Origin of the sequence: Micromonospora sp. WMMD710 (assembly GCF_029626045.1) — a bacterium.
Lineage (GTDB): Bacteria > Actinomycetota > Actinomycetes > Mycobacteriales > Micromonosporaceae > Micromonospora.
Map to the genome: position 1 here is coordinate 4948015 of NZ_JARUBD010000001.1, position 18539 is coordinate 4966553.

The 18539-nt window shown below is 71.0% G+C and carries 16 protein-coding genes and 1 pseudogene; 5 read left to right on the plus strand and 12 right to left on the minus strand.

Annotation, left to right across the window (positions count from 1 at the left end; genetic code table 11):
- Positions 1-178: 178 nt before the first annotated feature.
- The 5 genes from O7620_RS22820 to O7620_RS22840 form a co-directional block, all read right to left on the minus strand.
- Positions 179-904 (minus strand): hypothetical protein, encoded by a 726-nt coding sequence (locus tag O7620_RS22820; RefSeq protein ID WP_278125026.1) that lies wholly within the window; start codon positions 902-904, stop codon positions 179-181.
- A complete protein-coding gene (locus tag O7620_RS22825) occupies positions 895-1437 on the minus strand; it encodes a hypothetical protein (RefSeq protein WP_151492065.1) in 543 nt (180 codons plus the stop codon). The genes O7620_RS22820 and O7620_RS22825 overlap by 10 nt, the downstream gene beginning before the upstream one ends.
- A 102-nt stretch (positions 1438-1539) precedes the next feature.
- Entirely contained in the window at positions 1540-3900 is a 2361-nt protein-coding gene (locus O7620_RS22830; protein WP_151492066.1) for a sodium-translocating pyrophosphatase, read from the minus strand.
- 317 nt (positions 3901-4217) lie between these two features.
- Positions 4218-4655 carry an ATP-binding protein gene (locus O7620_RS22835; RefSeq protein ID WP_151492067.1) on the minus strand — a complete coding sequence of 146 codons (438 nt, stop codon included), beginning with the start codon at positions 4653-4655 and terminating at the stop codon, positions 4218-4220.
- On the minus strand, positions 4652-5008 hold the full coding sequence (locus tag O7620_RS22840) for an STAS domain-containing protein (RefSeq protein WP_151492068.1): 357 nt from the start codon (positions 5006-5008) through the stop codon (positions 4652-4654). The genes O7620_RS22835 and O7620_RS22840 overlap by 4 nt, the downstream gene beginning before the upstream one ends.
- Before the next feature lie 140 nt (positions 5009-5148).
- On the opposite strand from O7620_RS22840, the gene O7620_RS22845 reads away from it, so the two are divergent.
- The 3 genes from O7620_RS22845 to O7620_RS22855 all read left to right on the plus strand — a co-directional run bounded on the left by O7620_RS22845 (position 5149) and on the right by O7620_RS22855 (position 8576).
- Positions 5149-7578, plus strand: coding sequence for a DEAD/DEAH box helicase (locus O7620_RS22845; protein WP_278125029.1), 2430 nt, complete (start codon positions 5149-5151; stop codon positions 7576-7578).
- 101 nt (positions 7579-7679) lie between these two features.
- Entirely contained in the window at positions 7680-7886 is a 207-nt protein-coding gene (locus O7620_RS22850; protein ID WP_151492070.1) for a hypothetical protein, read from the plus strand.
- 111 nt (positions 7887-7997) lie between these two features.
- Entirely contained in the window at positions 7998-8576 is a 579-nt protein-coding gene (locus tag O7620_RS22855) for a hypothetical protein (RefSeq protein ID WP_278125030.1), read from the plus strand.
- Between the two features lie 250 nt (positions 8577-8826).
- On the opposite strand, the pseudogene O7620_RS22860 reads toward O7620_RS22855, so the two are convergent.
- The 7 genes and pseudogenes from O7620_RS22860 to ssd form a co-directional block, all read right to left on the minus strand.
- Positions 8827-9174 (minus strand): annotated as a pseudogene (locus tag O7620_RS22860) (Rv3654c family TadE-like protein); the annotation flags it as partial.
- A 176-nt stretch (positions 9175-9350) separates the two neighbouring features.
- A complete protein-coding gene (locus O7620_RS22865) occupies positions 9351-9725 on the minus strand; it encodes a TadE family type IV pilus minor pilin (RefSeq protein WP_278127112.1) in 375 nt (124 codons plus the stop codon).
- Between the two features lie 110 nt (positions 9726-9835).
- The gene (locus O7620_RS22870) at positions 9836-10003 is read right to left on the minus strand and encodes a DUF4244 domain-containing protein (protein WP_151492073.1); all 168 of its coding nucleotides are present in this window, start codon (positions 10001-10003) and stop codon (positions 9836-9838) included.
- Between the two features lie 22 nt (positions 10004-10025).
- Entirely contained in the window at positions 10026-10607 is a 582-nt protein-coding gene (locus O7620_RS22875; protein WP_278127114.1) for a type II secretion system F family protein, read from the minus strand.
- Between the two features lie 308 nt (positions 10608-10915).
- Positions 10916-12151, minus strand: coding sequence for a hypothetical protein (locus O7620_RS32110; RefSeq protein ID WP_347403778.1), 1236 nt, complete (start codon positions 12149-12151; stop codon positions 10916-10918).
- Positions 12148-13359 carry a TadA family conjugal transfer-associated ATPase gene (locus tag O7620_RS22885; RefSeq protein WP_278125033.1) on the minus strand — a complete coding sequence of 404 codons (1212 nt, stop codon included), beginning with the start codon at positions 13357-13359 and terminating at the stop codon, positions 12148-12150. Before O7620_RS22885 ends, O7620_RS32110 begins: the two co-directional genes overlap by 4 nt.
- Positions 13356-14462: a septum site-determining protein Ssd gene (gene ssd / locus O7620_RS22890; RefSeq protein WP_278125035.1), complete on the minus strand. Its 1107-nt coding sequence runs from the start codon at positions 14460-14462 to the stop codon at positions 13356-13358. The genes O7620_RS22885 and ssd overlap by 4 nt, the downstream gene beginning before the upstream one ends.
- Before the next feature lie 397 nt (positions 14463-14859).
- On the opposite strand from ssd, the gene O7620_RS22895 reads away from it, so the two are divergent.
- The gene (locus O7620_RS22895) at positions 14860-16413 is read left to right on the plus strand and encodes an ATP-binding protein (RefSeq protein WP_278125036.1); all 1554 of its coding nucleotides are present in this window, start codon (positions 14860-14862) and stop codon (positions 16411-16413) included.
- 828 nt (positions 16414-17241) lie between these two features.
- Positions 17242-18273 carry a hypothetical protein gene (locus O7620_RS22900; RefSeq protein WP_278125037.1) on the plus strand — a complete coding sequence of 344 codons (1032 nt, stop codon included), beginning with the start codon at positions 17242-17244 and terminating at the stop codon, positions 18271-18273.
- Positions 18274-18539 lie beyond the last annotated feature (266 nt).

Below are 18539 nucleotides of genomic sequence, written 5' to 3' on the forward strand. Positions count from 1 at the left end.
CTGTCCGGCACCAGACACCCCGCCGCCGCCGCCGACCCGCGTCGATCATGGACTTGTGGTGGGCGTTTTAACCCCGCAAGAGCATTACGTCCACCACCACAACTCCATGATCGACACGGGGGCGGGGGGCGGGGGGCGGGGGGCGGGGGGCGGGGGGCGGGGGCGGGGTGGGGTGGGGTTAGGGGCGGGGGGGCCAGGCGGTGGGTGGGGCGGCGGGGGGCGGGCCGCCGACCAGTTCGGCGAGGCGGGCCATCCGGCGGCGGCCGGTGATCCGGTACGCCGGGCCGTCCTCGTCCGGGCCGAGCAGCGTGCCGGCCAGCCCGACGGCGGCGAGTGCCGCGCCCACCGGTTCCCAGCACTCCTGGTCGCTCTCACCGAGCCGCAGCAGGAAACCGCCGGGCGGCTCCGGCGTCCCGGCGGCCGCGAGCCAGAGCCGCAGCCGCCGCCCGGTGAGATGGAAGGTGGCCGGTGGGCGTTTCGCCGGGCCGTGCAGCCACGCGGCTGCGAGCGGTTTCAAGACCCGGGTGTACGACGTACGGACGGCGTGTCGCTCGTCCCCGGTCGGCTCCCAGCTCGCCGCGAGCCCGCGCTGCCCCAGCTCGGCGACGAGCACGTGCACCCGCCAGGCGGCGTCCACCCGCACGGAGAGGCGCGCGGTGCCGCCCATCCGCACCACCTCACCCGGCCCGGCGAGCAGTCCGGCCAGGTCGGCGACCGTCGGCTCGGCCGCATCGGCGCCGAAGAAGACCAGTTGCCGGCCGGCGTCCTCGGCCGGGACCGGTGGGTCGGGGTGGGCCGGAGTCCCACGCCGTCGCGCGGGCACGGACACGTCGGGCTCGGGCGCGGGGAACAGCGCCGGGGGCGGCTGCGCCCCCGGAGTGTCACCGAACCCGCTCAGCGACACTCCGGCACCTCGTCGAAGGCTTGTTTCAGCTCCTCGGAGTTGAGCTGACTGGTGTCCAGGGCGCTGGCGTCGTACTCCTTGTTGAGCGTGTCGACGGCGGCCCGCACGCCGTCGTAGAAGGTGGCCGGCTCGGTGGTGCTCAAGCCGTCGATGGTGTCCCGGGCGCGGCCGTAGGCGTCCCGCATCTTCTCCAGCGAGTTGCGGAAGCCGGCGGAGATGGCCTCACCGTTGTCGGTCTCCGGCACGCCGGCCTGCTCCACCTTGCGGCGCGCGGTCTCGCTGGCCTGCTCGGCCCCACCGAAGAGCCGCACCAGGTTCTCCTTGGCCTGCGCCGGCGTGGTCTGCGCGGTCATCTGCTCGTCCGTGCTGCTGGTCAACTTGCTGATCTCGGAACGCCACGGGGTGAGCGCGCCGCAGACCGTGGCCGCCCAGGCCCGCGGGCTGGGGCCGCCTCCGCAGCCGGCGAGCACGACGACGATCGTGGCCAGGACCACCGTGAACTTTCCGGCGGCAGACGCCCGGCACGTACGCATGCGTTGCAGCGTACGACCTTCGGCCAGGTGTGGCACCGGTCCGGATGGGCGGGGTCCCCGGCCGACACGTACGTCGACCGGGGACCCTGGAGCCGTTGATGGTCAGGCGTTGACCGTCTCCGGCCGGTGGTCGGTGCTGCCCGCGCCGGTGTTGCCGTCGGCGTCGGAGCTGTCCATCGCGATGCCCTTGCGCTTGCTGAACACCACCGACGCCACGATGATCAGCGTCGCGACCAGCGCGACGCCGACCCGCAGGCCGACGTTGCGGTCGTCGCCGACGCTCCACGCCACCACGGCGGGCGCGATCAGCAGCGAGACCAGGTTCATCACCTTGATCAGCGGGTTGATCGCCGGGCCGGCGGTGTCCTTGAACGGGTCGCCGACGGTGTCGCCGATGACCGTCGCGGCGTGCGCCTCGGAGCCCTTGCCGCCGTACGCGCCGTCCTCGACCAGCTTCTTGGCGTTGTCCCACGCGCCACCGGAGTTGGCCAGGAAGACGGCCATCAGAGTGCCCGCCCCGATCGCCCCGGCCAGGTAGGCGGCGAGCGCGCCGGGCCCGAGACCGAAACCGACCGCGATCGGCGCCAGGATGGCGAGCAGACCGGGGGTCATCAGCTCGCGCTGCGCGTCCCGGGTGCAGATGTCCACGACCTTGCCGTACTCCGGACGCTGGGTGCGGTCCATGATGCCGGGCAGCTCACGGAACTGCCGGCGGACCTCCATCACCACGGCGCCGGCCGAGCGGGACACCGCGTTGATGGCCAGCCCGGAGAAGAGGAACACCACCGCCGCGCCGATGATCAGGCCGACCAGGTTGCGCGGGTTGGCGACGTTCAGCGAGTTGAGGATCTCGTTGCCGACGTCGGCCACGCCGGCGTCCGCGTACGCGCTGCTGAGCGTGTCGGTGTACGAGCCGAACAGCGCGGTCGCGGCGAGCACCGCCGTGGCGATCGCGATGCCCTTGGTGATCGCCTTGGTGGTGTTGCCGACGGCGTCCAGTTCGGTGAGCGTCCGGGCGCCGTGCTCGTCGATGTCGCCGGACATCTCGGCGATGCCCTGGGCGTTGTCGGAGATCGGCCCGAAGGTGTCCATGGCGACGATGACGCCGACCGTGGTGAGCAGGCCGGTGCCGGCCAGTGCGACCGCGAACAGCGACAGCGTGATGGAGCTGCCACCGAGCAGGAACGCCCCGAAGACGCCGGCGCCGATCAGCAGCGCCGAGTAGACCGCCGACTCCAGACCGATGCTGATGCCGGCCAGGATGACGGTGGCGGCACCGGTCTGCGAGCTCTTGCCGATGTCCTGCACCGGCCGACGGTTGGTCTCGGTGAAGTAGCCGGTCAGCGCCTGGATCGCGGCGGCCAGCACGATACCGATCACCACCGCGCCGATGGCCACCAACCGCGGGTCGCGGTCGGTGATGTCGAGCCCGCCCTCCAACTCGGCGAAGGTCGCCGGCAGGTAGGCGTACGCGGCGATCGCCACCAGCACCGCGGAGAGCACCGCCGAGAGGTAGAAGGCCCGGTTGATCGCGGTGAGGCCGCTGCGGTCGGACGTGCGCAGCCGGGTGATGAAGACGCCGACGATCGCGATCAGCACACCGATCGTGGAGATGATCAGCGGGAAGACCAGCCCGTCCTCGCCGAACGCGGCCCGGCCGAGGATCAGCGCGGCGACCAGCGTCACCGCGTACGACTCGAACAGGTCGGCGGCCATGCCGGCGCAGTCACCGACGTTGTCGCCCACGTTGTCGGCGATGGTGGCGGCGTTGCGCGGGTCGTCCTCGGGGATGCCCTGCTCGACCTTGCCGACCAGGTCGGCGCCGACGTCGGCGGCCTTGGTGAAGATGCCGCCGCCGACCCGCATGAACATCGCGAGCAGCGCGGCGCCGAAGCCGAAGCCCTCCAGCACGGTCGGCGCGTCGCCCCGGTAGACCAGGACGACCAGCGCCGCACCGAAGAGCCCGAGGCCGACGGTGAGGAAGCCGACCACGCCGCCGGTCCGGAAGGCGATCTTCATGGCGGCCTCGCGGCCACCCTGTCGCTCCCGGGCGGCGGCGGCGACCCGCAGGTTGGCGCGGGTGGCCAGCCACATGCCGGCGCCGCCGATGAACGCGCTGAACAGGGCGCCCACCACGAAGAAGAGCGAGCGGCCGATCTTCACGGCCGTCTCGTTGCCGTCGGTGTCGTGCACCGGCAGCAGGAAGAGCAGCACCACAGCGATCACGACGAAGATCGCCAGGGTGCGGAATTGGCGGAGCAGGTAGGCGGAGGCGCCCTCCTGGACCGCCCCCGAGATCTCCTGCATGTTCGTGGTGCCCTTGCCGGCTGCCAGCACCGCCTTTGTGAGGGCGGCGGCGAAGACGAGCGCCACCAGCGCGATTACCGCGGCGATGACGACGTACGTGACATTGCTTCCGGTAAGGGAAAGCCCGCCGCCGTCGGCGGCCAAGGTCTCGGACATCTGTGTCCTCCTGTTACCGAACACTCGCGCCGGTGGGTGGAGACGCACCGACCAGCGCCTGGATGCGGAATCGCAAGCGCGCCAACCCACCCCAGCGGACCAGCGATGACCACCCATACCCGCTGGCTGCGGGATGGGTCACTTGCTGACAACCCGGGTACTGTAGCCCTCCACAGTGTCAGAGGTCACACCCAGGTGGCACCGTGTCTCGATGATCTTCGTCGCTGTGTTATGAAACGAAATCTGATATAGGGATCGGTCCATGACAAGAAGACCGCATCCCGACGGGGATGCGGCCTTCATGCAGCAGTTGCGGGTCAGCGGCCGACCGGCCACACCATCCGCACCTCGGTGCCGACACCGTCGTCGACCGGGCGCACCTGCAGGTCCTCGACGAAACCGGCCAGCAACGCGAAGCCGACACCGGTGGTCAACGCCTCATCGGTGAGCGACTCGTTGGCCAGCGCGTCCGGCGGCAGCGCGGCCAGTCCGATGCCCGCCTCGATCGGCGCGCGGTCGACCACCCGCACCGCGTACGAGCCGGAGTCGGACATCTCCACCAGCACCGGATCGGGCAGGCCGTACTGGCGGTGCAGGGCGACCGCCCGGGTGCAGGCCTCGCCGATGGCCAGCCGTACCTCGTCCAGCAGGTCCTCACGAACCCCGGCGCGCCGGGCGACGGCGACGCCGACCAGCCGGGCGGTGCGCACGTGCACCGGTGCCGGTGAGAAGGAGAGCCGGACTGTCGCCATCACGCGTTGGCACCGGTCGGCTCCGCGCCGACCGCGGCATCGACCGTCGAATGCAACGGGAACACCTGGTCCAACGCGGTGATCCGGAAGATCTTGAGCAACGGCTCCTTGTCGCAGACCAGGGCGAACGAGCCGCCGGCCGTCCGCAGCCGCTTGAGCGCGCCGACCAACACGCCCAGCCCGGTGGAGTCGAGGAAGTCCACCCGACCGAGGTCGACCACCACGTGCCGGGCGCCACCGTCGATCAGTTCGAGGAGCCGTTCGCGGAGCCGGGGCGCGGTGTAGACGTCCACCTCACCGCCGACCTCGAGCACCGTGTGCTCACCCACAGTGCGGGTCGCCAGTGACAGCTCCATCGGTCCTCCTCGCCAGAGCCGTAAACTCTCTTGGGCATCTAACCATTACCGCCGGGACACCCTGCGGTCGCCGGCGGAGGCTTCCCTTTACCCCCCGGCCCGACTTTTCATCTCCGAACACCAGTGCGAGAGTGCAGGGCGTGACCTCCGACGACTTCAGCTCCGCGCGCCTGTCGCCGCGGCTCGACCTGAAGCCGTCGGCCAGCGCCACCGTATCCGCAGGTCCCGGCCCTGGGCCAACCCCGGGCGACCTGTTGCGTCGGCTGCGCGCCCGGGGCGCCGGCGACCCGGTCACCCACGTGGAACGGGTGCCGGCCCGCGCCGGTGAGCCCGCGCCGTGGCCGCCGTGGGCACCGACGGAACTGCGCGCGGCGTTCGCCCGGCGTGGCGTGGTCGCGCCCTGGCGGCACCAGGCCGAGGCCGCCAACCTGGCGTACGACGGCGGGCACGTCGTGGTCGCCACCGGCACCGCGTCCGGCAAGTCGATGGCGTACCAGCTCCCGGCGCTGGCGACGCTGCTCGCCGACCCGCGGGCCACCGTGCTGTACCTGGCACCGACCAAGGCGCTCGCCGCCGACCAGCTACGGGCCGTCGCCGCGCTGGAGCTGGAGGGGGTACGTCCGGCCTGCTACGACGGGGACACTCCGCGCGCCGAGCGGGAGTGGATCCGCCGGCACTCCCGATTCGTGCTGACCAACCCGGACATGCTGCACCACGGCATCCTGCCCGGGCACGCCCAGTGGTCCGGTTTTTTGCGCCGCCTCGCGTACGTGGTGATCGACGAGTGCCACACCTACCGGGGCGTGTTCGGCTCGCACGTGGCGCACGTGCTGCGTCGGCTTCGCCGGCAGTGCGCCCGGTTCGGGGCCACGCCGGTGTTCGTGCTCGCCTCGGCGACCTCCGGCGACCCGGCGACCGCGGCCGGGCGGCTGACCGGCCTACCGGTGACGGCGGTCACCGAGGACGCGTCACCGCGCGGCGGGGTGACCTTCGCGCTCTGGGAGCCGCCGCTGCTGCCACCCGACTCCACCGCCGCGTCCGCGGTGCCCCCGCAGGCGGCCGGCGACCACGACGCCATGACGGATCTCGTCCAGGTCCGCCGGTCGGCGCTGCGCGAGACCGCGGACCTGCTCGCCGACACGGTCGCCGAGGGGGTACGCACGCTCGCGTTCGTCCGGTCCCGCAAGGGCGCCGAGGTGGTGGCGGCCAGCGCGCGACGGGCGCTGGACGACGCGGTGCCCGGCCTCGGCGACCGGGTGGCCGCCTACCGGGGTGGCTACCTGCGCGAGGAACGCCGTGAGCTGGAGCGGGCTCTGCTGCACGGTGACCTGCTCGGTCTGGCCTCCACCAACGCGCTGGAGCTGGGCGTCGACCTGATCGGGCTCGACGCGGTGCTGATCTGCGGCTACCCGGGCACCCGGGCGTCGCTGTGGCAGCAGGCGGGCCGCGCCGGGCGCTCCGGGCAGGAGGCGCTCGCGGTGCTGGTGGCCCGGGACGACCCGCTCGACACCTATCTGGTGCACCATCCGGAGGCCATCTTCGGGGCGCCGGTGGAGGCGACGGTCCTCGACCCGGCCAACCCGTACGTGCTGGCCCCACAGCTGGCCTGCGCCGCGGTGGAGGCGCCCCTCACCCCGGCCGACCTGGCGCTCTTCGGCGACGGGGCGAAGGAGGCGATCGACGAGCTGGTGGCGGCCGGTGCGCTACGGCAGCGACCCACCGGCTGGTACTGGCGGCACCGGGAACGCCCCGAGGTGGATTTGCGCGGCGAGGGCGGCGCACCGGTCTGCGTGGTCGAGTCGGCCACCGGCCGGCTGCTCGGAACGGTCGACGGCGGCTCCTCGCACTTCCTACTCCATTCCGGCGCCGTCTACCTGCACCAGGGCGTCTCGTACGTGGTGGACGAGTTGGACCTCGCCGACGGTTGCGCGCTGGTGCACGTCGAGGAGCCAGACTGGTCCACCCACGCGCGGGATGTCACCGACCTGTCCGTGGTGTCGGTGCGCTCCTACGTGGACGCCGGTCCGGTCGGCATGTTCCTCGGTGAGGTGGACGTGACCAGCCAGGTGGTGTCGTACCAGCGGCGCCGGATCGCCACCGGTGAGGTGATCGACACCCGGCCGCTCGACCTGCCCACCCGTGAGCTGCGCACGGTGGCGGTCTGGTTCACCCTGTCGCCGCAGTCGTTGGCTGCCGCCGGAGTCCAGCCGGCCGACGTGCCGGGCGCGCTGCACGCGGCCGAGCATGCCGCGATCGGTCTGCTGCCTCTGATGGCCACCTGCGACCGGTGGGACATCGGCGGTCTCTCCACGGCGGTGCACCCGGACACGGAGGCGCCGACCGTCTTCGTCTACGACGGGCATCCGGGTGGCGCCGGCTTCGCGGAGCGGGCGTACGGGACGGCGTCGGCGTGGCTGCGGGCCACCCGGGACGCGATAGCGGAGTGCGGCTGCGAAACCGGCTGCCCGTCGTGTGTGCAGTCGCCGAAGTGCGGCAACGGCAACAATCCGCTCTCCAAGCCGGACGCGATCCGCGTCCTCGACGTGGTGCTCGCGAACCTGCCCGCCTGATCGGCCCTTGCATGAATCCACCGGGCACGGGGCACAATGATGTGGGAGCGCTTCCATCGATGCCTGTCCAGCCGTTCACCCCCGCGCCCCGAGGAGAAGCCGTGGCCGACACCATCGCCGAGACCGTCGACCTGCTCTACACCATCGACCAGGAACAACTCACCCTCGATCAGCAGATCGCGCTCGGATCCGCGCTGGCCGCTCTGGCTCAGGCGGAACGACTGGAGCAGATCAACGAACGGCTGCGCGGCATCCACCAGGTCCTCAACGGCTGGGCGCTGCGCGCCGCTACCGCCGAGAGCCGCTGACCTTCGCAGGGATCGACCGGACCGGCCGGGGAAGAGAGCGCCGGGGGCGCGGGCCCGCAGAGGTTGTCGGGCTGTGCGAGACTCCGGCGCACCATCCCCTGAGGAGATCAGATGCAGCTCGACAACTTGCAGAGCCAGCACCAGTTTCACGTCCGCCAGCGGCTGCGGATGATGGTCAACCAGTACGAGGTCCGGGCGGTCTCCCCGGACGGCACCGAGGGTGAGCTGTTGGCGTTCGCGCAGCAGAAGCGGCTCGCCTTCAAGGAGCAGGTGACGATCTACACCGACGACTCCAAGCAGCAGCCCCTGCTCGGCTTCAAGGCCCGCCAGCGCCTCGACCTCGGCGCCACGTACGACGTCACCGACGCGGCCGGCAACCCGATCGGCCTGTTCCGTAAGGACTTCGCCCAGTCGCTGCTGCGGTCCACCTGGCACGTCGAGCAGGCCGGTCTGCCGCAGGTCACGGGCCAGGAGCGCAGCCTGCCGGTGGCGCTGCTGCGCCGGTTCGTCGACTCGCTGTCCTGGCTGCCGTACCACTTCGACTTCACCGCCGGCGGCCAGCCGGGCTTCACCGTGGTGAAGAAGTGGGGCCTGCGCGACAAGTACGTCGTCGAGGTGCAGAACCCGCAGCTCGACCGCCGTCTCGTCATCGCGATGGCCGTGGCGCTCGACGCGCTGCAGGCGCGCTGACCCAACCGACGTGCACATCCCCGATCGCCGGCCGGGACGCGGGCACCCTGCCCACGTCCCGGCCAGCAGGCCGTCGGGCGCAGCCCCAGCCGGTGACCGTTCGGGCGCGGCCCGATTGGTGACCCGGTCGCAGCGCGGCCCGGTTGGTGACCGGTCGCTGCCGCGTTCGAGAAGCCGATGCCCACTCCCGGTCGGCGACGCTGTGGAGTTGATGTCGTAGACGAATCGCCGCCCGGTCCGGTCCGAGCGCTCAGCCGCGTACCGGGCCTGCTCGCGCTGTCGACACCGCGACCCGGGTCAGGCCGGGCAGTGGCGTGACCGCCACCTCGACGGTCACCAGCACGTCGAGCCCGTCGAGACGACAGGCGACCAGCCGTCCGCCGTTGCGGTCGACGACGTCCAGGGCCGACGCGCAGGCCCCCACGTCGCCGTCCAGCGCCTTGCCGGCTCCGGCCAGCGCGCCGAGGTCGGCTGCCACCGCCGCCCGCTGAGCGGCCATCGCCGCCACGGCGACGGCCGCACCGAACGTCCCGACCAGCACGAAGACCAGCCCTACCGCCAGCAGCACGACGGTCGCCCCACCCCGGTCGCCGTCCGACCGCCCGCCCTCAAGCCGCTCGCCCTGGGACCGCCCGCCCTCGAACCGCTCACCCTCAGACCGCCCGCCCTCAAGCCGCTCGCCCTGGGACCGGGTGTCTCGTCGCTCAGCGTCCGGGCGATCGTTGTGCCAGCGTCTGCGGTGTTGGTGCCGTGGTCCGTCCGTCGCCCGGTGGTTCATTGGTCCAGCTCCCCTGCACCCGGTTCGAGGGCCGCGACGGCGGTGGCGACCACGGTGATTCGTGGTAGTCGACCGCCCAGGGTGCGTACGGGCGCGCGCACCGTCACATACACCCGCTCGCCGTCGATCGACACCGACATCTCCGCGCCCGGCGGCCCCGCACCCCGGCCATCGGTGCTGCCGTCCGCGCCCCGGGCTGCGGCCAGCGCCGCCTCCCGGGCCGCGTGCAGGCAACTCGCCTGGGTACCGACGGCGTTGACGGCGGTCAGTCCGGCGAGCAGGAGCAAGACCAGCGCCGGCAGGCCGGCCGCCAGTTCGGCGGTGAAGGACCCCCGGTCTCCGCCGACGAGTCGCCGCCCGCCGCCGGGCAGCCCCGAGAACCTCCGAGCGCCTCTGGCGACCCGACCGGGTCTCCGCGTGCCGGTGGACGTCAGCCCGCCGGCGCTGGATTCCCGACCGGGTCCGGCCTGCCGGCGCCCGGTCACTTCAGCGCCCGGTCGATGACGGCGGTCAACGCCGACTGGACGTTGCCGGAGGTCAAGACCTTCAACAGGATCCCGGCGAAGGCGACCGCGGCGAGCGTGCCGACGGCGTACTCGGCGGTGTTCATCCCGGCGTCGCCGCGCAGGCGGCCGATGAGTTTGCGCATGGCTGTTTCCCTTCTCGATGGATCAGAGCACGTCGCCGAGGACGGCGACGATCACCGGCACCAGACCGGCGAGAATGAACGCGGGCAGGAAGCAGAGCCCCAGCGGTAGGACGATGAGCACCCCCGCCCGGCGGGCCGACGCCTCGGCGGCGGTGGCACGGTCGGCGCGCAGGTCGTCGGCGAGCCGGGTCAGCGCACCGGCCAGGGCGGCACCACTGTTGGCCGAGCGCGCCGCGGCCGCCGCCAACCGGTCCGCACCCGAGACTCCGTCCAGCGCGGACCACGCCTCCGCCGGACCGCCGCCGAGCAGCAGCGTGCGACCGACCCGGGCCAGCCGGTCAGCGAGCGGGCCGTCCAGCGCCTCCGCGACGGCCAACACCGATCGGTCCACCGGGGCACCTGCCCGCATCGCCGCAGCCAGTAGGTCGGCGGCGAGCGGCAGGTCGGCGGCCTCCCGCAGCCGACGTCTGCGCACGGCCGGCGGCTCGATCCGCCGCAGCAGCACGTCCAGAAGGAACGCGGTCAGGACCCCGCCGAGCAGCCCGAACCACCCTTCGACGATCACGGCCACGGCGAGTCCGCCAAGGCCGGCGGCGAGCCGGATCGCGTCCGGCCGCCGCCGGTTGGCTGGTCGCGGCCAGTCGACCGCAGCGCGCTGGCTCCCCGAACCACGCCGGTCGACCGGCACACGCTGGCTTCTCGACCCACGCCGGTCATCCGGCACACACTGGCTGCCCAACCCACGCCGGTCACCCGGCATTTCGCCGCCCGACCCGCGCTGGCGCGCCGGGCCGCGCTGGCGCGCCGGATGGCTCGCCGGGCCGCGCTGGCGGACTGTCCTACTCAACCGGAGTGACGCGACGAGCAGGGCAGCGAGCACCAGCCCGATGGCGACGAGCATCATTGGGGACATCAGGCGGGCCGCCCCGGCGTCGAACCGAGCCGTTCGGCCCAGAACAGGCCGACGACCTGTAGGGCGACCGCGAGGACAGCGCAGACACCGCCGACCGTGCTGTGCAGGAGCACCGCCACGGGATCGACGCCGATCGCGTACCCGAGCCCGATCCCGCCGACCGGCAGGGCCGCCAACAGCCAGGCGGTGGCCCGGGCGCCGGCCGCCTGCGCAGCGGCGGCCGCGAGCCCTCGGTCGGTTGCCCGTGCGTCCGCCTCGATCCGCTCGACCAGCTCGGCGAGCGGCGCGCCCGTCCGGTCCGCGAGCCGCACCGCAGCCGAGGTCAGCTGGCGAAGCCGGTCCGACCCACCGGCGGAGGCGACCTCGATGACCGGCGGCACGGGCACGCCCGCCCGGAGGTCCGCGGCGAGACCACATAGCTGGTCCAACCCGCGCCGACGGATCCGCTCGGCGCGCCGGTTGGCCCGCCGGCGCACCAGGCCACGCACGACCAGCGTGCCGTACCCGGCCAGTGCGACCCCGGCGACCGGACCGCCGATCACGGCGCCGACGCCGGCACCCACCAGACCGGCCAGCAGTAGTACGCGCGCAGATCGCACACCACGTACCGCGGCGAACCCGCCATCCTCCCGGCCATCGGGGTCGACCAACTGCTGGTCACGGCGATCCACGTCACCGCGAGGAACAGTTGCCGCACCTGCGACGCGGCCCGGGCCGTCCGCGTGCACTGCCCTGCGACCGTCGCCACCTGACGTGTCGCCCGGACCGTGCGCCTCGGGCTCACCGCCGTCGAACGTCGACGTGGCAACGGAGGCACCGGCACGCGGTTCCGCATCCAGGGCCACCGCCCCCGGTCGATCGGTGCCGGCCGGGCGGCGTGGGTCCCGGCGGGTCGGCGGACGGGCCGGGCCGGCCGGACGCGTGGAGCCCACCCAACTCGCGACACCGATGGTGTCCCGGTCGCAGCGTGCGCCCGGTGCCTGTCCGCCAGCGGATTCCGCAGCCGGCGGGTACTGCGAGATGGCAGCCTGGGTTGATCTCTCTTCGGGTCCGTCGGGCGTGCGACCCAACTCCCGGACCCACTGCACCAGGGCGTCGTCCGGATCATCAACGACGGTGCCAGGGCCTGCGGCCAGCACCCGACGGCGGCGGGCACGGATGGTCCGAACCGGCCACGCCACCAGGACCGCGGCACCCAGGAGCAGCACCGCCACCAGCACCGAACCGCCCGTCATGCCGGACCTGCCGATCCGGGCCACGGCTCACCAAGGATCGGTGGCACCGCCACACCCCGCTCGTGCAACAGCGCCCCCAGCGCGCGTGCGGCCTGCCCCAGCCCACGACCACGCACCCACGCGGGCACCACGGTGACCAGCCGATCCGGCCCCTCGGGGAGCAGCAGGCAGATCGATTCCAGGACTCGTCCGCGGTCGCCACGTCGTACCTGAAACAGCACCTGCAATGCCGCGACCACCTGGGCGTGCAGCGCGGCGCGCGGCAGCCCACCCAGCATGCCGAGCGCCTCCAGGCGCGCCGGTACGTCCGACGGCGCGTTGGCGTGCAGCGTGCCGGCGCCGCCGTCGTGGCCGGTGTTGAGTGCCGCCAGTAGGTCCACTACCTCACCGCCCCGGCACTCACCGATCACCAGCCGGTCCGGACGCATCCGCAGCGCCTGCCGGACCAGGTCGGCGAGGCTGACCACGCCGGTTCCCTCGACATTGGCGGTACGAGCCTGGAGCCCCACCACGTGCGGATGCCCCGGACGCAGTTCGGCGGCATCCTCGACCAGCACGATCCGCTCCGTCGCCGGCACCAGACCGAGCAGCGTGTTGAGCAGGGTCGTCTTCCCGGATCCGGTGCCGCCGGTGACCAGGTATGCCAGCCGAGCGGCGACGACGGCCGCGAGCACGGGAGCCACCGGACGCGGCACCGTCCCCTGACGCACCAACTCGTCGACGGTGAACGGCCGGTGCCGGAAGGTCCGCAGCGACAGGTACGGTCCCTCGGTCGCCACCGGCGGCAGCACCGCGTGCAACCGGGTGCCGTCGGCGAGCCGGGCGTCCGCGTACGGGGATCCGTCGTCGAGCCGTCGCCCGGCGCTGGCGATCAGCCGCTGCGCCAACCGGCGTACGTCCTCCACCGTGCCGACCGGCACCGGGACCTGGTGCAGCCCCGATCCCCGGTCGACCCACACCCGGACGCCGTTGACCAGCACGTCGGTCACCTCGGGGTCGGCGAGCAGCGTGGCCAGCGGCCCGGCGCCGACGAGGTCGTCGTGCACCCGGTCGGCGATGCGCAGCACGGCGGTGTCGCCGAGCACCGCGGCTGCGGGTTCCGCGCGTACCGCGGAGACGATCGCCGCCGGCGTGACCGGTGTGCTGGCACCGGCGATGCGCTGTCGTACCCGGGCGGCCAGGCTCGCATCGTCCGGCCGGGCCGTCATGCCGCACCCGTCGCGGGTACGCCGGTGAGGTCGGCGACGATCCGCTGGCAGAGCGCGGCCAGCGGGCCCTTCCCGGCGGCGGCTGGCGCCTCGCCCCGTTCCAGCCCTCGGCAGAGCCCTGGTTCGGGACGCAGAGTGCCGGCGAGGGGAAGCCCGAGTGCCCGCGCGACCTCGGTGGCGCGTAGCCGGCCCGGGGCGGGACCGCGCACCACGACCGAGAGCGCGGCGCAGTGCGGCGCGGCCGCGGCCACCACCCGGGCGGCAGCGGCGGTGGCGCGCAGCTCCGCGGGTACGACGACGTACGCCTGATCGGCTGCCTGCAGCGCGACCACCGCCGCGTCGTCCAACTGTCGGGGCAGGTCGATCACCACGAAGTCCCGGCCGCGTCGGGCGGCGTCGACGGTCGCCGCCATGGCCGCCGCGGGCAACGCCAGCAGGTCGCCGCGATCCCAGGAGAGCACCACCAGGTCACCCCGGCTGGGCAGAGCCCGGACCAGCGCCGGCGCGTCGACCCGACCGTCGGCACCACTGAGCGCCGGCCAGCGCAGCCCCTCCAACTGTTCCCAACCGAGTACGAGGTCGAGGCCACCGCCGAGCGGATCGGCGTCGACCAGCAGGGTGCGCAGCCGCGCCCGCGCGGCGGTCACGGCCAGCCCGCCCGCGAGCACACTCGCACCGGCACCGCCGCGCCCGCCGAACAGCGCGACGATCCGCGCGCTGGAGTCGTCCGCGAGGCTGGGGCCGTGCTCGGCGAACCGATCCACCAGCCACGGTTCGGCGGCCGGCAACGTGGCGACATGCTCGGCGCCGATCAACTCGGCGATCTGCCAACCAGGGTCGAGCTGACCGGACCGACCAACCAGCACCAACCGGGGTCGCCGCGGCAGCCGGGCCCGCAGGCACGGCTGCGCCTGGTCGGCGCCGAGCAGAACCAACGGCGCGGGAAGCCAGCGAGTGCGGGCTGCCGCTGGATCGGCGGCGAGTTCCACCTCGATGCCGCCTGCGGCGGCGAGCCGAAGCAGGTCGTCGAGCAGGTCACCGTCGCCGGTGACGAGCAGTGGAAGCCGTCGGATCGGGGGCGGAACGGAGGTACGGGGTGGCATCGCGGCCTCCAGCAGTCGGGGCTCGGTTGTGCCGCCGACCCTGCTCGGAATCCGCCCCTGGTACCGCCCCAGGTACGCCGCCTGTGGACAACTTCGCGGCCTGTGGACAACGCCCGTCGAGACAGTTGATCTGCTACGCGCGCGGCCTGTCCGGCTGGCGCGTCAGCGCGTGGCGAAATGCGGAGGCGTCGCGCGGATCGAGCGGCCGACGCGGTGAGCCGGCTTTCGTGTGACCCCCGGGTCACCACGTCCGACGCAGCGAATTGTCCCCTGAGACCAGAAAGCAGAAGATCATTCAGGTCGAGGGCCTCCAATGGCAGCTCTTCAGGTCTCGTCCTGACTGGACGGCGGCACTAGGCTGGCCGATGCCGGACCAGAGGACGCCGCGGAGGTAAAGATGGATGAGGAACTACTTCCGAAGGAACGCCTGGAAAGCGCCATACGTAAGGGTGAGAGCCAGTTCCGCGAATTCAAGACGGCACTAGAGGGCCCGCCGGGGCACAAAAGGCCGCGAGATGTCCGGGATATCAAACGAGATATCGCTGAAACCCTGGTGGCGTTCGCCAACAGCGAGGGGGGCCAGCTGTTCGTGGGCGTCGAGGACGACGGCACGGTAACCGGGGTACCGCACTCGGCGAATGCCATCGAAGGGCTTCTGGCCGCCCCGCAGACAAATGTCCTGGCGCAAACACCGCTGCCATCGCCGCTCAAGTCGCGCATCTATCATGACGGCAAGCTGGTCCTGCTATTTGCCGTCGCCAAGAGCACCGTGGCCATTCATCAGACGAGCGATGGGAAGTGTCTCCAGCGAAGCGACCGGGAGTCGATCCCGATCGCGACCGAGATCGTCCACTTTGAGCGCCAGGAGCAGCACTCCCGTTCCTACGATCGACAGTACGTCGACGGTGCCGACCTGGACTCCCTGGATATCCCACTCATACGCAGCCTCGGTGAGCAAGTCGCCCCCGGGATGTCAGAAGAAAAGGTTCTTCAGCTACTCGACCTGGCAGACTACGACGGGTTCCATGTGCGGCTTCGCCGAGCGGCACTGCTCCTCTTCGCCAACGACGTTCAGCGGTGGCATCCTCGGTGCCAGGTTCGAATCCTCCGGGTTGTGGGCACCGAGATGCGGCCGGGCAAAGAATACAATGTGTCGAACGACGAGATCGTCCGCGGCAATATCCTCACGCTGTTGGTGCGCGCCTGGGATGCCATCCGTAACCACCTCGTGCAGGTGAGGCTCGAACGGAGTGGCCTGTTCGAGGAGCGGGTCATGTACCCGGAGGATGCCTGCCGGGAAGCCCTGATCAATGCTGTTGCGCACCGCGACTACAGCGACGAGGGGCGCGGCGTCGAGGTGTTCGTGTACGACGACCGGATGGAAGTACGGAGCCCGGGATCCCTGCTGTCTACGGTATCCGTGCAAGATCTGCTTCGGCTCTCCGGGGCCCACGAGTCGCGTAACCCGTTTGTCGCCCGAACCCTGCGCGAGGCACGCTTCATGCGTGAGGTGGGCGAAGGAATGCGACGGATCTTCGCGCTCATGAAAGCCAACGACCTGGTGGACCCGGAGCTTCGGGCCGAAAATGACAACTTCGCCATCACACTGCACCACGAATCGGTTTTCTCCGAGACGGACCAGCGCTGGCTCGCGGCCTTCGACGGGTTCAACCTGCCCGTCGACGAGATGAAGGTCTTGCTCCTCGGGCGGGATGGCGCGCTGTTCAGCACCCAGCAGGTCTTCGACGCACTCGGCCTGGTCGACACCGAGCAGTACCGCGCGTTGCTCTCGAACCTTCAGCTGAAGGGGCTCGTGGTGACGCAGGTTTCGAAAGCAGCAGCGTCTGCCCGGGCGAGGCGCACCAAGGTGTCGGTCAGAAGTGTCCCACGGTTCGCGGCCTCAGGCACTCCAGGCGCTCGAACTTGTCGACCGCGACAAGACTTTCACTGATCGCTACCGGAAACTCGCGGCAATGTATGCGCCGCGAAAATGAGTCGATCCGGGGCGGCGTCTGACCTGCTCGGGCCACCAGCGCTCCGCACAAGCACCGCCTCCACCCACTCTGGCGGCCCTTGCCCAAACGACCGACGCAGCCGCCACCCCGCAGCCGCCGACAAGATCTGGCAGCTCGACCCGCCCCGTGTCGCGTGCGTGTTGGTGAAGCATTGACCCAGCCAGCGGAACCTCGCCATCCCGTCGCCGTCGACCCGCCCTGGTGGGGCGGGCCGCCGTCGGGGCCGCCACTGGCTGGTCTGGACGGGCCGGAGGACGACCTGTGCGGTGCGCGCTCCCACAGGAAAGGGACGACCCCCGTCGGGGGGAAAGTGACCTGACGTAGCAGCGAGTGTGATCAAGTGCCGTACCGCGTGGTCAGACGTACCGGTCATGTCGTTGAGCATGATCGAGAGCTGCCGCGCGGTACGGCACTTACTGACGATCTGCTGACTCTCGAATGAGGCGCTGCGGGTGCCCGAGGACGGCCGGAGGCCGCCCGCAGGGCAGGCCGCAAGCGGGCCACGTTCCGAACCCCTGCCTTGCAAAGATCAAGACTGCTGTCGGCCGGCGTCGGTGAACGTAGTTGACCTGCTCGGTCTGTCGGCTGACGTCGCACGTCGCCCACGTCTGTCGGCCTGCTTGGCTGTACCGATGGCTGTACAGCCAAACGCTCTCGTCGGTGGTGCCGGCTACTGACACGCGGATACATCCTGCGGCTTGCCGTATTCCTTGGCGGCAACTGGCACACTGAGGGCCGCCGTTGGGCTCAACCGGGGGTTGATCATGCTGAGAGAACTGATCTACGTCGACAGCGACAAGGTTCGGTCGCTGCTCTCCCAGCGTGAAGGCGGCATAGCCGAAGACCAGCGCGTGACCGAAAAGAAGCAAGGAACCTTGTCGGGTGGCGTGCGGCACATAGCTAGTCGAGAACAGATATGGGGCACTGAGGAGAGCACTCAGCGGTCGTTGGCCGATGCAGTTTTTCCAATGCTAGAGGAAGCCTTGACCGCCGAGGGCTATCTCTCGGATATCTCCGACGAACTTCAGAACACCACATCGGAGATATTTGACTCTTTCAAGGAGAAATATCCGCCGGGTTCCTTCGTCCGCATCACTGCCCCGTCCCGCCTGTTCGACGCGCGGTACGTGGCGAACGCATTCGCCGGGTATGCCACGGCTGCTGATGGTGTCACCGATATCGACTCAAACGCTTATGCAGTACAGCCTGCGGGCGCCCGCACCCCAGCGCCGAGGAACAAGCCCGGAACAAAAAGAGCTGCGAAAGACCGCGTCGTGTCCGAATTCAACACGCTTGAATCCCTGATCCCGGAGTTCGACTACTCCCAGGTGGGCGGCATACCTGCGAGTCAGCTGCGCGCATTCGTTAAGGTCGCTCGGGGGGTGTTCCATCCAGGCTTCCATCTTGCTATGGCGCCCGGCGGTAGCGAGGGAGTAAGCGTTACGGCCCGATTGCAAGAGGATCGGCGCTTCCTGGACAGTGAACCGGAAATCCTCTTTTCGCGCTATGGCGTCCAAGAACAGGAGTGGACGCTCGTCGGAACAATCGGCGCCTATTCCCCGCCCCCGGACTACACCTTTGACTCGAACCTGATTTCTCGGACTGACGGAACCGGGGTGGACCGAGGGAAGTTGGCGCAGTTGATTAACAACCTTCTTACACTGCTGGGTGCCCTTGGCTTGGCGGATCAACCCCAGCACCCCGGCTTCTCGGTCGTACCGTTCGCGGTCTACCGCCTCATACTCCCGACAGGGGGCGTGCAGGAGCACCCGGCAACGTCAGTGATGCATCCCTAGCGAGCGGTCCGCTTCGCGGCAGACGTGGCCGCCACTCTGCACCCATCCCCCGATAGGTGCCAAAGACTGCGGCATCCGGTCAGCGTCAAGGGTGGCCGAAGGCCATCGGCGTGCCGACGCGCAGCGCCCTTGACGCTGGCCGAATGGCGTAGAGGATCGGGCAGCGGGGATGGGCCACGCCCTGGTCCTCGACGTCTCAGTCGCGTCGACAGTGTCCACGTGATTCGAGGGCAAGCAGCTTTGCTGCGCGGCAGCGATCGCCCAGA